General features: G+C 61.9%; 15 protein-coding genes. 6 read left to right on the top strand and 9 right to left on the bottom strand.

The annotated features are described in order from the left end of the window. Positions 1 to 90 precede the first annotated feature (90 nt). The 5 genes from AC3I65_RS16765 to AC3I65_RS16745 all read right to left on the bottom strand — a co-directional run bounded on the left by AC3I65_RS16765 (position 91) and on the right by AC3I65_RS16745 (position 5,101). The gene (locus AC3I65_RS16765) at positions 91 to 1,440 is read right to left on the bottom strand and encodes an APC family permease (RefSeq protein ID WP_076383984.1); all 1,350 of its coding nucleotides are present in this window, start codon (positions 1,438 to 1,440) and stop codon (positions 91 to 93) included. Positions 1,441 to 1,514: 74 nt separating this feature from the next. Next, on the bottom strand, positions 1,515 to 2,267 hold the full coding sequence (locus AC3I65_RS16760) for an N-formylglutamate amidohydrolase (protein ID WP_047228458.1): 753 nt from the start codon (positions 2,265 to 2,267) through the stop codon (positions 1,515 to 1,517). Then, the gene (locus AC3I65_RS16755) at positions 2,251 to 3,603 is read right to left on the bottom strand and encodes a type I glutamate--ammonia ligase (RefSeq protein WP_274090713.1); all 1,353 of its coding nucleotides are present in this window, start codon (positions 3,601 to 3,603) and stop codon (positions 2,251 to 2,253) included. Before AC3I65_RS16755 ends, AC3I65_RS16760 begins: the two co-directional genes overlap by 17 nt. Further along, entirely contained in the window at positions 3,600 to 4,244 is a 645-nt protein-coding gene (locus AC3I65_RS16750; RefSeq protein WP_274090712.1) for a cysteine hydrolase family protein, read from the bottom strand. The genes AC3I65_RS16755 and AC3I65_RS16750 overlap by 4 nt, the downstream gene beginning before the upstream one ends. Positions 4,245 to 4,246: 2 nt before the next feature. Further along, the gene (locus tag AC3I65_RS16745; protein WP_047228455.1) at positions 4,247 to 5,101 is read right to left on the bottom strand and encodes a MurR/RpiR family transcriptional regulator; all 855 of its coding nucleotides are present in this window, start codon (positions 5,099 to 5,101) and stop codon (positions 4,247 to 4,249) included. Between the two features lie 300 nt (positions 5,102 to 5,401). On the opposite strand from AC3I65_RS16745, the gene AC3I65_RS16740 reads away from it, so the two are divergent. Together AC3I65_RS16740 and cobF are read left to right on the top strand one after the other, a co-directional pair. Continuing rightward, a complete protein-coding gene (locus AC3I65_RS16740; RefSeq protein ID WP_488524012.1) occupies positions 5,402 to 5,974 on the top strand; it encodes a histidine phosphatase family protein in 573 nt (190 codons plus the stop codon). Then, the gene (gene cobF / locus AC3I65_RS16735) at positions 5,971 to 6,726 is read left to right on the top strand and encodes a precorrin-6A synthase (deacetylating) (RefSeq protein ID WP_488524011.1); all 756 of its coding nucleotides are present in this window, start codon (positions 5,971 to 5,973) and stop codon (positions 6,724 to 6,726) included. Before AC3I65_RS16740 ends, cobF begins: the two co-directional genes overlap by 4 nt. A 33-nt stretch (positions 6,727 to 6,759) precedes the next feature. Here the strand turns inward: cobF and ftrA are convergent, their stop codons facing one another. Continuing rightward, the gene (gene ftrA / locus AC3I65_RS16730; RefSeq protein ID WP_076383987.1) at positions 6,760 to 7,734 is read right to left on the bottom strand and encodes a transcriptional regulator FtrA; all 975 of its coding nucleotides are present in this window, start codon (positions 7,732 to 7,734) and stop codon (positions 6,760 to 6,762) included. A 103-nt stretch (positions 7,735 to 7,837) separates the two neighbouring features. Between ftrA and AC3I65_RS16725 the strand changes: the two genes are divergently transcribed. From AC3I65_RS16725 to AC3I65_RS16710, 4 genes are all read left to right on the top strand, one after another. Next, positions 7,838 to 8,272: a rhodanese-like domain-containing protein gene (locus AC3I65_RS16725; protein ID WP_047228451.1), complete on the top strand. Its 435-nt coding sequence runs from the start codon at positions 7,838 to 7,840 to the stop codon at positions 8,270 to 8,272. A 186-nt stretch (positions 8,273 to 8,458) separates the two neighbouring features. Beyond that, complete coding sequence (locus AC3I65_RS16720; RefSeq protein ID WP_047228450.1) at positions 8,459 to 9,238, top strand: ABC transporter substrate-binding protein; 780 nt, start codon at positions 8,459 to 8,461, stop codon at positions 9,236 to 9,238. A gap of 104 nt (positions 9,239 to 9,342) precedes the next feature. Beyond that, entirely contained in the window at positions 9,343 to 10,455 is a 1,113-nt protein-coding gene (locus AC3I65_RS16715; protein WP_107322291.1) for a M14 family metallopeptidase, read from the top strand. A gap of 64 nt (positions 10,456 to 10,519) precedes the next feature. After that, positions 10,520 to 11,236 (top strand): alpha/beta hydrolase, encoded by a 717-nt coding sequence (locus AC3I65_RS16710; RefSeq protein ID WP_107322292.1) that lies wholly within the window; start codon positions 10,520 to 10,522, stop codon positions 11,234 to 11,236. A gap of 214 nt (positions 11,237 to 11,450) precedes the next feature. On the opposite strand, the gene AC3I65_RS16705 is transcribed toward AC3I65_RS16710, so the two are convergent. The 3 genes from AC3I65_RS16705 to AC3I65_RS16695 form a co-directional block, all read right to left on the bottom strand. Next, on the bottom strand, positions 11,451 to 12,038 hold the full coding sequence (locus AC3I65_RS16705; protein ID WP_488524010.1) for a DcrB/PsbP domain-containing protein: 588 nt from the start codon (positions 12,036 to 12,038) through the stop codon (positions 11,451 to 11,453). 70 nt (positions 12,039 to 12,108) lie between these two features. After that, a complete protein-coding gene (locus tag AC3I65_RS16700; RefSeq protein ID WP_488524009.1) occupies positions 12,109 to 12,894 on the bottom strand; it encodes a hypothetical protein in 786 nt (261 codons plus the stop codon). Positions 12,895 to 12,947: 53 nt separating this feature from the next. Then, on the bottom strand, positions 12,948 to 13,880 hold the full coding sequence (locus AC3I65_RS16695; RefSeq protein WP_047228445.1) for a LysR family transcriptional regulator: 933 nt from the start codon (positions 13,878 to 13,880) through the stop codon (positions 12,948 to 12,950). Positions 13,881 to 13,975: the final 95 nt, after the last annotated feature.

The following is a 13,975-nucleotide window of genomic DNA, read 5'->3' as shown; positions in this document are numbered from 1 at the left end:
GAGCCCGGTGACATGCACCGGGCTTGACGATCACTGTCGATGTCCACGCATTGTGACGACGGCTGGTCGAACCCCTTCGACCGCCGATCCTCACTGTCCCGCAGGGTCAGGCAGGGCAGTATCGGTGCCGAACTTATTGAGCACGGCCAGATAGACCAGGCCTGCGGCAATCCATATCAAGCCGAGCTTCTGCGCATCCACGCCCATGTTGTACATGATGGCCGCGACGATGGCGAAGCCGATCAAAGGGCAGATCAGGTGGCGAATCACTTGGCCGGACCGCTGGCGGCGCCAGTGATGGTTGATCACGGTGATATGCAACAACATGAAGCCGCTCAAGGCGCCGAAATTGACCAGGGAAGTCAGGGTGTCCACGGCATCTATGAACAGGTAGCAGATCAACAGCGACAGCACTGCTACCAGATAGATGCTCAAGTATGGGGTGTTGTGTTTCGGATGGACCTTGGCCAGCACCTTGGGGAGCTTGCCGTCCCGGGCCATGCCGAACAACAGGCGCGACACTGCTGCTTGCGAGGTAATCGCCACGGCCACGCCCCAGGCCAGCGCCGTGGCGACGGCGGTCAAAGTGGCCAGCCAACTGCCGGCCGCCAATTCGGCGATTTCATAAAACGCGGTATCGGCGGACTTGAAGCCCATGCCGGCCGCCAGGTCGGTGGCAATCCAGGTTTGCACGACGAAAATCACCCCCATCACCAGCAGTGTGATCAACGCCGCCTTGCCCACGCTGCGCCCCGGATCATTCTTGATTTCTTCGGCCAGGGTGGAAATGGCATCGAAGCCCAGGAACGACAACACGGCGATAGACACGGCCTGCATCAACAGCGCGAAATCAAAACGCTCCGGGCTGTACAGCGGCGCCAGGGTCAGTTGGCCGTTACCGGCGCCCCCCTGCAAGGCATTCCAGGCGTAGAACAGGAAAATGGCCAGCACCATCAGTTGCGCCAGCAGGAAAATGATATTCATCCGTGCGGTGAAGGTGATGCCCCGCAGGTTGACGAAGGTCGCGCTGACCAGGAATGCCAGAATGAAACCGACCTTGGGAACGTCCGGGTACAGATGGTTCAGCGCCATGGCGGCGTAGACATAGAGCAGGGGCGGGATCAGCAGGTAGTCCAGCAGCATCAGCCAACCGGCGATGAAGCCCACGTGTGGGTTAAGGCCCCGTTGCGCATAGGAATAGACGGAGCCGGCCACCGGAAAAGCTCTGGCCATGCTGCCGTAGCTCAAGGCCGTGAAGAGCATCGCCACCATGCCGATGATATACGCCAACGGCACCATCCCCGGCGCCTCGGCGTTAACGTAGCCATACACGCCGAACGGTGCGATGGGGATCATGAAAATCATCCCGTACACCACCAGGTCCGTCAGCGACAGGCTGCGCTTCAATTCCTGTTTATAGCCAAATGCCTCGATACTCATAAGCCGTTCTCCTTCTCAGCTGTGTGGGTGTGCTCTTGCTTGTCGCTTGCCGCTCGAACCTTGCCGCTGCTTTCCTACAACAATGGCGCCAGGTAAGCGCTCCAGGCCTGCACCGCTGTCGGGCTGCGTAGCAGGTCGTTGCGCACTTCGATCAACACCGAATCCAGGCCGCGTCCATCGCCATGTACCGGAACCGTCATATCGGTCGAAGGGTTGATCTTGTACGGCTGGTTGCCGGCTACCCGCAGCGAGTGCCGGCTTAGCCCGTCGACGATGCGCTGGGCATAGTCCTTGGCCTCGCCGAACAGCACGCCCGCTTCCAGGGCGCGCGGTTGGCCGTAGAACACCGGCGTAAAACTGTGGATGCCCACCACCCGCACCGTCCGGTTGTCGGCCAGGCGCTGGTCGATCAACGCTCGCAGTCGATCATGGAAGGGATGGAACAGGCACCGCTGGCGATATTCACGGGTGGCCTCATCCAGGGACTGGTTGCCCGGAATCTGGTAGATCTCGCTCTGGTGCGGGATGCTGTCGGCGACGTGAAGGGGACGGTTCAGGTCGATCAGCAGCCGTGAATAGTTGGCCGCCAGCAAGGTCGCTCCAAGGGTTTCGGACAGTTGTTCGGCCAGCGCCAGGGCACCTATATCCCAGGCAATGTGCTCCTGGGCCGCCGTCTCATCCAGGCCAAGGTCGTTCAACGCGGCGGGGATAAAACGGTCGGCGTGTTCACACACCAGGATCAACGGGTGTTCGGCGTCTTCCCGGATCAGGCGATAAGCCGGCCCGGTATAAAGGCCCGATTCAGCACATTCAATAGATTCGCGCATAGTGCTCACACAGCTCGGCAGGTGACAGCGCCTGGGTCAAGGCCAGCTCCTGGGCCTTCAAGGCGAAATAGGTTTCGACCAGCGGGCCGGGCAGGGCTTCGAACAGCGCCCCGCTGTGGCGCAGGCAATCCAGCGCCTGGGCCAGGGTCGTCGGCAGGGCGATAATGCCACGGGCACGACGGTGTTCTTCGTTCAATTCATCGGGTATTTCATCGGTGACCGCCGTGAGCGCCAGCCGTTGCTCGATGCCCAGTCGCCCGGCGATCAACAGCGCCGCCAGCGCCAGGTGCGGCGAAGCGGTGGCATCCATGGCGCGAAATTCCAGGTTGTACTGGGTCGCCACCGGTTTGCCGCTCACGCTCACCGTCGGGCAGATGCGCAGCGCCGCTTCGCGGTTACGTTGCCCCAGGCAGGCGTAGGACGCGCTCCAGTGATGGGGTTGCAGGCGTTCATAGGACACCGGTGTCGGCGCGGTGATCGCGCACAGGGCGGGCAGATAGTGCAGCACCCCGGCGGCCCAGTGCTGGCCCAGGTCCGACAGCCCGTTGGCGCAGCCAGCATCATGCAGCACGGGGACGCCGTCCAGGTCTTGCAGACTCACGTGCAAATGCACGCCGTTGCACACGGCATGTTCCGAAGTCTTGGGGGCGAAACTCACATCCAGGCCCATTTGCCGGGCGATCTCCCGGGTGATTTCCCGCACGTTCACCGCACGGTCGGCGGCGGCCACGCCCAGGGTCGGGCGGCAGGTGATTTCATACTGATGCTTGCCGTATTCCGGCAGGAACATTTCCGGTTCCACGCCGCCTGCCCGCAATGCGCTGAGCAACCATCCGGCGAACCCGGCCTGCTGGCGCTGGGCCTGGAGGCTGAAGGCCAGGCGATCCGGTTGGGGTTGAGGGGTATCGAGGCTGAATTCATGCTCGAACGCGGCGAACACCTGCAAGCCCAGCTCGGCGCGATAACGTTGCACTTCGTCATGCAGCAAGGTGCGAGGACAAGCGGCCCAGGGCCGACCATCGGTTTCCCGCACATCGCAATGAATGAAATCCAGGGCAGGCGCCTGGGCAGCCGGGCCATTGTCGACAGTGACCCGGCTGGCCAGGTCCGGGATCAGTCGCAGGTCGCCATAGGCCCCCCAAGGGTTGGCCGATGCAATGATGTCCTGGGGCGTCAGCGCACTGTTGGCCGGCACCCAGCCACAACCGGCGTCGACGTAGTGGGGCAGTTCATCACTGGGGAACGAGCGGCCGCGGGTCACGCCGATCAGGTCGGTGCAGACCAGCGTGGACACGGGCAGCGGGGTCAGCGGCGTTGCGGCATCGAGACGGCTCACGGCTGCATCTCCTGCAACCGACCGAGCACGGTGTCGGTATCGGTGATCCAGCAATAACCTTTGATCGCGTTCAGGCAGGCCAGATGACGTTGTTCGCTGTAAGTGGCGCAGGCATCTTCCACCAGCGTGACCAGGTAGCCGCGGTCGGCGGCGTCACGCACGGCCATGTCGACACACTGGTCGGTGACGATGCCGGCGATGATCAGATGACGGGTCTGCAGATTGTGCAGCACGTAGTCGATGTTGGTGGAGTTGAAGACCCCCGAAGACGTCTTGGGCAGCACGATCTCGTTTTCCCGCGGCGCCAGCTCGGCGATGATCTGGGCTTGCGGGCTGTCTTTGGGCAAATGCATGTCCGACAGCTTGTGGTCCAGCGAGCGATCGCGACCATCGGCAGTCAGGCTCTGGATGTGGGTGTGCAACACGTTTTGCTGCGCCGCCCGCACCGCTTCGAGCAGGCGCTGCTGATTGGGGATCACCTGTTGGCGGGCACGGCGGATGAAATAGTCGGCCTCGGGCGTGGCCAGGTGGGCATCGAATTGCGGTTCCAGCCAGGCGCGTTGCATGTCCACCAGCAGCAAGGCGGTATGGTCGCAGGTGAATGGCAAATCCCGAGGGGAGTGGTGAGGGAGCGAGAACATCCTTATTTTTCCTCCAGCAGGTGCGTGTTGAACGCCGTGCGCAAGGTGTCGATACCTTCCAGGCGCTCGGCCAGATCAGGGCATTGCAAGGTCAGGCAGGCGATAAGCGCTTCGACCTGGGCCAGCGCCGGCACCAGGCTGTCGAAGGCCGAGATCGATTCCACCGGAGCGCTGATGATCAGGTCGGCCAGTTCCCGTAGCGGTGAGGTGTAGACGTCGCTGAACAGTACGACCCGCGCGTGGCGTTCCTTGGCCGCGCTGGCCACGCGTTGGGCCTGGGCCTGGTAGCGACGATAATCGAATATCAGCACCACATCCTGGCGCTGCACGTCGAACAACCGGTCGGGTAACTGGGCGTTGTCTTCCAGGGCAAAACAACCCGCACGCAGCAAGCGCAAGTGGTTGAGCAGGTATTGGGCAAGGAAGCTGCTGAAGCGCCCGCCAAAACAATGCACCTGATGCCGGCTGTCGAGCAGCCATTGCACGAGAATACGCACGTCTTCGGGTTGAGTCAGGGCTTGGGTGTCGGTGAGGATGCGCTGGCTGGTTGCCAGGTACTGGCTCCAGGTGTCGCCTTGCTGCAATTTGGCCCGCGGTTGCAACAGGGTGCGAGGGGAGCGCAGGCGATGGTCCATGTCACTGAGCAGCGCATCCTGGAATTCGGCATAACCGCCAAATCCGAGTTTTTTCACCAGCCGCACGATAGTCGGATCGCTGACCCCGGCATGATCGGCCAGGCGCGACATCGGCCCGAGGCCGTTGCGCGGGTAATGATCGAGCAGGGCCCGTACGACCTTGCGTTCCGACGGCGTCAAAACCAAGCCCGGATCGGTAATCAGGTCTCGAAGAGGCGGCATCCGTGCTCCTTGCCTGGATGGGTGTTGGATTTCTTTCATAACTCCTGAAAATAGTATTTATGTAGCGGGTACTACATGTCCAGCGGTTTTTACGTTCTGTTTAAAATGCACGAAAGTAGTGCGAAAGCCTTGTAGGACGGGGACTTGATCGCATAGATCCGATATGTCAGTTGATGCCTCTGTCGGTGTAAGACATAACGCCTTTTTGTCTCAGTTATTTGATTTCATATAAGGTGCTGTACAAGAAAAAAGCCGGAGTATCACCTCCATGAAACCCGTTCGACTGTCTGAGTACCGTGCGTGCAAGCCACTCGCCTGACCCTGATCTGCCATGCCCGCACCGTCGCCCAGAAGCAGGCGCGTTTTGGCCTGGATGAACCGCTGGATGCCGACTGGCTGGGCAAACGCCCGGAGTCGGGCTACCGAAATGTCCGGCAGTTGCTCTGCGGGCCGGAGTTGCGCACCCGGCAGACTGCCGCCCTGTTCGGCGACGACGCCCAGGTGGTCGCTGACCTGGCCGATTGCGATCTGGGTCGCTGGCGTGGCTTGTCCATCGACCAGTTGCTCAAGGTCGAACCGCAACCCCTGCAAGCCTGGCTCGACGATCCCGATGCGGCTCCCCATGGCGGTGAATCCGTCACCCGCTTGTGCCATCGTGTCAGCGACTGGCTGGCCAGCCTGGAAGGCCGGCCGGGGCATGTGTTGGCCGTCACTCATCCGTTCGTGATCCGCGCGGCCGTGCTGACCGTATTGGGCTGTCCGGCAGTTGCCTTCAACCGTCTCGACATCGAACCGCTGTCGACTGTCGAGTTGCGTTTCAACGGTGTGTGGCGATTGCGCACCGAGGGTCCCGGCCAGGAGTCACTCGAATGAAAAAACTGTCAGTCATCGGTATCGGTGCCGGCGATCCGGATTACCTGACGATCCAGGCAGTGAAAGCCTTGAATCGGGTGGATGTGTTCTTTCTCATGGACAAGGGGCCTGCCAAGCAGGCGTTAGTGGATCTACGGCGGGAAATCTGCCAACGCTACATCGTTGATCGTACCTACCGTTTCGTCGAAGCCTACAGTCCCGAACGACAACGCGGCGACGTGGACTACGCCGCCAGTGTCGAAGATCTGAACCGGGCGAAGCAGGCTACCTTCGAGCGGTTGATCGATGAGCAGTTGTCTGACGGGCAGTGCGGCGGTTTCCTGGTCTGGGGCGATCCGTCGTTGTACGACAGCACCGTGCGTATCTTGCAGTCGATTCTCGACGCGGGTCGCTGCGCCTTCGAATTCGAGGTGATTGCGGGCATCACCAGCGTCCAGGCCCTCGCGGCGCAACATAGGGTGCCATTGAACAGCATTGGCGGTTCACTGGAGATCACCACGGGCCGCCGGCTGGCGGCAGGGCAGGTCGGTGACTCGGCAAGCGTGGTGGTGATGCTTGATGCTGAAGATGCGTATCGCCAGGTATCCGATCCGGACACGCACATCTACTGGGGAGCCTATGTAGGCACACCGGATCAGATCCTGATCGCCGGTCGGCTGGAGGAGGTAGCTGAAAGCATCGAACGCACCCGCAAGGCCGCACGGCAGGCGAACGGATGGATCATGGATACTTATTTGTTGCGCAAACCTTGATGCCTCAGACCCCAATGTTCGACAGTCCCCACGTCAACTGACCGCCTTCGCCCCACGTCCAAACCGCTCCCGGTACACCGACGGCGCCAGCCCCACCACACTGCGAAATGCCACGCGAAAGCTTTCCACCGAGCGGTAGCCGCACAGCTGGGCGATGTTGTCGGTGTTGTCTTCGGTGCTTTCCAGCAACTCGCGAGCCCGGGCCAGGCGCTCATGTTGCAGCCAGGCCTTGGGCGACAGGCCGCAGGCCTGGGTGAAGTGCCGCAGGAAGGTTCGCTCGCTCATGGCCGCCTGGCTGGCCAGTTCGCGCACACCGAGCGGTTCGTGCAGGCGTTCGCGGGCCCAGTGCATGACGCCGGACAAATCGCTGCGTGGCGTGCGGCTGACCGGTGAAGGAATGAACTGCGCCTGGCCGCCCGTGCGTTGTGGTGACATCACCAGTCGCCGCGCCACGGCGTTGGCAACCTGGGTGCCGAAATCCCGCGCCACCAGGTGCAGGCAGGCATCAATGCCCGCGGCGCTGCCGGCCGAAGTAATGACTTGCCCCGAATCCACGTACAGCACATCCGGGTCTACCAGGATGGCGGGAAAACTTTTGGCCAGTTCATCGGTGTAGCGCCAGTGAGTGGTAGCGCCCAGTCCATCGAGCAAGCCGGCGGCGGCCAGCACGAATGCCCCTGAGCAGATCGACAGCAGGCGCGCGCCCCGGGCATGGGCGCAGCGCAATGCCTCAAGCAGCGCCGGCGGCGGTGGTTCGTCGCGACTGTGCCAGCCGGGCACCACGATGGTTTGCGCCGTTTGCAATAATTCCATGCCGCCATCGGCCAGGATCTGGAAGCCGCCCATGGCCCGCATCGGGCCGTCATCGACGGCAACGATCCGATGTTTGTACCAAGGGAAATCGAACTCAGGTCGGGCAAGGCCGAATATCTCGATGGCGATGCCGAATTCGAAGGTGCACAGGCCGTCGTAGGCGAGGATGGCGACCAGACCGGGATTGGGCTGCATATGGCGGAAAATTCCCACAGAGTGTCTTGTGCGCCACTGTAGCGGTAAGCATCGGCCGGATAAAGTCTGCTCACCCCCTCATTTGTCTGTGGAGTACACACTCATGACCAGCCTGGTTCGCCAAGTGCCTGCTGCCCCGTCCGACCTAGCCCTGCAACATTTCAGCCGGCGTCTGACGTTCGAAACTGATTGCTCCGACGTTCACGCCAGCCAACAGGCTGGAGAAGTCGATTTCGTCCTGGTGGACGTGCGCGGGCCACTGGCTTTCGAGCGCGGGCATGTGCCCGGGGCGATCAACCTGCCAACCCGCTCGCTGACCGCCCAGGCGCTGGCGGCTTATCCCAAGACCGCGCTGTTTGTGGTCTATTGCGCGGGCCCGCATTGCAATGGCGCGAACAAAGCGGCAGTGCGTCTGGCGACCTTGGGTTATCCGGTCAAGGAAATGATTGGCGGTGTCATGGGCTGGCTGGACGAAGGCTTCCGTCTGACTGGCGCAGTGCAATGCGCGGCGGACCAGGCTGTCGGTTGCGACTGCTGATCCTTTCCAGCCAGCAGGGTGCAATCCCTGTGGCCTGGTTGTTTCTATAAATATTTGTCGCCTCAACACAATTCGCCTCCTGAGTGCCCCTCTAGACTGCCGGCCACTTCGGTTTTTAATGACCGAACGCTGCCTAAGAATCTGCCGATAACCCGCTAATAAAAACCTGCGCACTCAGGAGCAAAAATGAACAAGCTAGCAATGTTTGGTGCCTTGGCACTGTCCGTGTTGTCCTTGTCGGCCGTGGCCGAAGACGCCAAGCCGATCCGCCTCGGAATCGAAGCCGGTTACCCGCCGTTCTCGATGAAAACCCCCGACGGCAAGCTGACGGGTTTCGATGTTGATATCGGCGACGCGCTGTGCGAGCAGATGAAGGTCAAGTGCACTTGGGTCGAGCAGGAATTTGACGGCCTGATCCCAGCGCTGAAAGTGAAGAAAATCGACGCGATCCTGTCGTCCATGACCATCACCGATGATCGTAAGAAAAACGTCGACTTCACCATCAAGTACTACCACACCCCGGCGCGTTTCGTGATGAAGGAAGGCAGCGACGTCAAGGACCCGCTGACCGAACTCAAGGGCAAGAAAGTCGGTGTGCTGCGTGCCAGTACCCACGACCGTTTCGCCACCGAGGTGCTGGTGCCCGCCGGTATCAATCTGGTGCGTTACAGCTCCCAGCAAGAAGCCAACCTGGACATGGTCGCCGGTCGTCTCGACGCCATGCTCGCCGACTCGGTCAACCTCGACGACGGCTTCCTGAAAACGGATGCCGGCAAAGGTTTTGCCTTCGTGGGCCCGACCTATGAAGATGCCAAGTACTTTGGTGGCGGCGCCGGCATTGCGGTGCGCAAGGGGGATAAGGCCCTGGCCGAGAAATTCAACGACGCCATCACGCAAATCCGCGCCAACGGCACGTACAAGAAAGTGCAGGACAAGTACTTCGCTTTTGATGTCTACGGGCATTAATCGCTGAAACCAAGGTGGCCCGCCGTTGACCCGGTCGGCCACCTTTTTCATGGGCGAGTGTTTTACCCCGGCGCCCGTCGAAATACCGTTATTGGGAGTTCCTCATGCAACGCATCGACCATACCCTGCCATGGAGCCACCTGGGCACCGAGCGCCGGCTCAGTGTGTTTCGTTACGGCCACGGTCCACGCAAGGCGTATATCCAGGCCAGCCTGCACGCCGATGAATTGCCCGGCATGCGCACGGCATGGGAGCTGAAACAACGACTCAACGAGCTTGAGACCCAAGGCTTGCTCAACGGCGTGATTGAACTGGTGCCCGTGGCCAACCCCATCGGCCTGGACCAGCATCTGCAGAGCGCGCACCTGGGGCGTTTCGAGCTGGGCAGCGGCAAGAACTTCAATCGGTCTTTCGTGGAACTCAGCGCGCCGGTGGCCCAACGCATCGGTGATCGCCTGGGCGACGACCCGGCCGCCAATATCACGCTGATCCGCCAGACCATGGTTCAGGTGCTGGACGATTTGCCGGCGCCGCCCTCACAACTCGAGGCCCTGCATCGCCTGCTGCTGCGCCATGCCTGCGACGCCGATGTCACCCTGGACCTGCATTGCGACTTCGAGGCGGCGATTCACCTGTACGCCTTGCCGCAACACTGGCCGCAGTGGCGCTCCCTGGCCGCGCGGTTGAAGGCGGGCGTGGCGTTGCTGTGCGAAGACTCTGGCGGCAGTTCGTTCGACGAGTCTTGTTCCTCGCCCTGGTTGCGTCTGGCCAAGACCTTCCCCGAGGCCGCGATCCCGCCGGCCAACCTGGCGACCACGCTGGAACTGGGCAGCATGGGCGACACCCGGGTGGATCAGGCCCAGGCCAATTGCGAAGCCATTCTCGGGTTCCTGGCCGAGCAGGGTTTCATCGGTGGTGACTGGCCGCCCGTGCCAGCGCACTGTTGTGAAGGTTTTCCGTTCGAAGGCACTGAGTACCTGTTCGCGCCGCATCATGGGGTGGTGAGCTTCCTGCGCGAGGCCGGTGAGTGGGTGGAGCAGGGCGATCCGTTGTTCGAAGTGGTCGATCCGTTGAACGATCGGGTCACCACTGTTCGGGCCGGCACCAGCGGCGTGTTGTTTGCGCTGGACCGTGGGCGCTATACCCAGCCTGGAATCTGGCAGGCGAAAGTGGCCGGGCGAGCGCCGATTCGCGCGGGGAAATTGATCAACGACTGATAACTGCTGTCTATCTCAGCGCACGCGCGTTGCCGTGCGGCTATCGAATGATGGAGGAAGACTGATGTTCAAAGCGCTCGCCCTGTTGCTGTTGGTAGTGTCTTGCGGTTTGCAGGCTCAGCCTGCGCTGCACACCGATTTGCCCCTCAATTACCTGGCCCATGCCGATGAGCAGGCCAGAAACCGGCCGCTGGTGATCTTCCTGCATGGCTCCGGCGGCAGCGAGCAAGACCTGTTCGACCTCAAGGATGAGTTGCCCAGTGACTACAACTACCTATCGGTACGAGCGCCCAAGACCGTGGAGCGGGGCCAGTATCAATGGTTTGCCAAGAAGGGCGAGGGCGCCTACGACGGGGATACCGCGGACCTGAAGGCCAGCGGCCAGATGCTGTTGGATTTCATCGAGAAGGCCCGGGTCAAGTACCCGACCGATGCGAGCAACGTATACCTGGTCGGTTTCAGCCAGGGCGCGATGATGAGTTACGAGGTCGCCCTGCGCCATCCCGAGGCCGTCGGTGGCATTGCCGCGCTGGGCGGGCGGGTGCTGTCGGTACTGCGGGCCGAACTGACACCCGACGAGTCGCGCCGGACGCTGGCGGTATTTATCGGTCATGGCACGGCGGACTCGGTGATCCCATACCATGACGGCACCGAGGCGGACAGCTTCCTCAAGACCCTGGCCCTGGAGCCCGAATTCCATGCCTATCCGGGCGTTGGCCACAGCGTCAGTGCCATGCAGGTGCGGGATCTGCGCGCCTGGCTGGAGCGGCTTAATCCCTGATTCAGTGACAGAGGGGTTGAGTGTGCCGCCGTCATCGCGAGCAGGCTCGCTCCCACCTTTTTCCCGAGTCGCTCCCAGAAACGGGGTTGCTTCCAGTCCTGTGGGGGCAAAGATTGCTTGCGATGAATAGCAGATTGGATATCAAGATTCATGTCGCCCCAGAATCTCTGTGGGAGCGAGCCTGCTCGCGATGAAAACCACCCGGTCCATCAAGTCACTGACCAGCGACGATCTGCTTCACCAGCGCCTCATGCCCGGCCTTGTCGCTGGCCCGGGAAATGATCTGTACCACTGCCATGCGCGTGCCGGAAGCGCCCAGCAACGTGGTATCGAGGGTCGGCCCACCGCCTTGGGTCGCCTTGGTATCGAGCTGGCGCAGACCCAGGCCGGTACCTTTTTGGGTCAGGCTTTTCTCGCTCAGGATCTTGGCATCCGGCAGGGCCTTGATTTTCTGGACGGCGAAGTCGGCCATGGTGGCATCGAGGAATGTGCTGTCGTCGTCTTTCACATTCGAGCCATCGATGATGGTGTTTTCAGCCGTGATCACCACGGTTTTGCTGGTGGCATTGCTGTACATCGTCCCCTTCGCCCCCGCCGTGCCCTGAGCGGCATCGCCGGCCGGAAGCGGTGTGGCAGTGAAGCCCTTGGGCAGGGTGAAGTTGAACTTGCTTCCCAGCAGGGAAACCTTTTGTACCGGTGCTGCGCCGCTGGTTTTGGGCTGGGCGGCATAAGCAGGCACCACCACCAGACTGGTGATGGCCGTCAGCACCAGGGCGGCGACTTGTTTACTTACCAATGACATTGAAACGCTCCACAGAGGGGTGTGCTTGAGCGCGATCATCCCATGGGCGTCCAACCGGCTCCAGCGCCGGTCACGAGTGCGCCACATCATTGGCCCGTGAGGCAGAGGCGCGCACCAGCAGGCGGCGGGTCACCAGCAGCATGACCACCGACACCGCGACACTCACGACAAAGGCCGGCATGCCGAGCAGCGGCAGGGTGAGGGCCAGGCTCAGGCAGAACGCGGTGAAGCAATACATGCCAGTGGCCGTGGCCCGCAGCAACGCGGCGGTGAAGGCCGCGCCACGGGTTTGCTGGGAGAACACTGCCATGACGCTGCCCAGCACCGGGAACACCGCCAGTAGCCCGCTCCAGCGTTCACCCACGGTGCTGGCCAGCAGCGTCACCGCCAGGGTCAACAGCGCGCCGGCGACCATGCGTAGCAGCAGCTTGTCGGATTTGGGAGCCGGGCCGCTCATCACCGGTCGAACTGTCGGGAACAGATAGGGCGCGGCCAGCAATGCCACAATGGCGATCACGCTCGACAGCGGCAGCGAGGCCGGCAACCAGGACAGCACCATCGCCACCAGCGCCCAGACGCCCAACGCGATACCCAGCGCCCAAGGCCAGTCACGATGCTGGGCGACCCGGGCGTACACCACACAGAATGCAATCATTGCAAACATGGCCGACAGCGCCGCTGTCGCCGACTGAGCGGCAAACGCCTCGCCCTGTTCCAGGGCCAGGAACAACAGAATCGGACCCACCACCACCGGCAACCCCGACAGCCAACCGGCCACGCTCGGTCCCCAACGCCGGCCCGCCAGGGAAATCAGCAGCAGGAAAGCGGGAATCACCAATAATTTGAGCAGCAGCACGGGGTTATCCTTGTCAGGCGACGGGTCGACACGTTAGCACCGACCTCGCAGTTTCAGCGATCCCAGTAAGGTACTTCGCCAAAACACTGTAGAAAAAAGTCGATCACGGTACGCACTTTCACCGACAGACGTCGGCTGCCCGGCCAGAGAATGGCGATCTGCTGGGGCTCTAGGCTGTTGGAGGCTTCGTAGTCGCGCAACACCGGCACCAGGGTGCCGTTGCGCACGGCTTCGCCGATCAGCCACGACGGAAACATCACCAGCCCCAGGCCTTGTTCGGCCGCCTGGGTCAGGGTGTCGGCATGGTTGCCGGTGATCGGCCCTTTGACGCTGTAGGGTGTCCAGGCCTGACCCGGACGGCGGAAAAACCAGCGTTGCTGGCCGGCCACGCCTTTGTAGGCCAGACACTGATGGTTCGCCAGATCCTGGGGTTTGAGCGGTGTGCCGCAACGCGCCAGGTACGCGGGGCTGGCGGCGATCTGAAAGCGGTGCGGGGCGAGGATTCGCGCCTGCATGCCTGAATCGTGCAGCGGGCCGATGCGAAACAGCAGGTCCGCGCCTTCCTGCAGCGGGTCGACGTAGCTGTCGGTTTGCTGGATGTCCAGTTGCAGCTTCGGGTAGCGCTCACACAATGACCCCAGCCACGGCGTCAGATGGCGCTGGCCGAACACCACCGGGGCATTGATCCGCACCAGTCCAGCTGGCTCACTGTGTTGTTCCTGCAGCGCCTGTTCGGCTTCTTCGAGTTGCACCAGCAACAGGCGTGCATGATGACCCAGCAGGCGGCCGGCTTCAGTGGGCGAAACAGCGCGGGTGTGTCGATACAACAACTGCTGGTTGAGGGCCTGTTCCATCAACTGGATCTGCCGGGAAATCGACGACGGCGCCAGGCCTTCGCGCCGGGCCACCTCCGAGAAGCTGCCGTGGTCGAGCACGGCGACAAACAACCGCAGGGCCTTGAAGCCGAGTTCATTGAGACCGTGCATGGGCTGCTCCGCTGTGCGAGTTGCGCAAAAGTGTTATCGGGATGCTCCCATTTATCGCACAGCTGCGCCAGCCGATAATCCCGCTCATTGTTCTT

The organism is Pseudomonas sp. N-1-13 (assembly GCF_057787095.1).
This window is presented reverse-complemented; position numbering and strand designations above follow the sequence as displayed.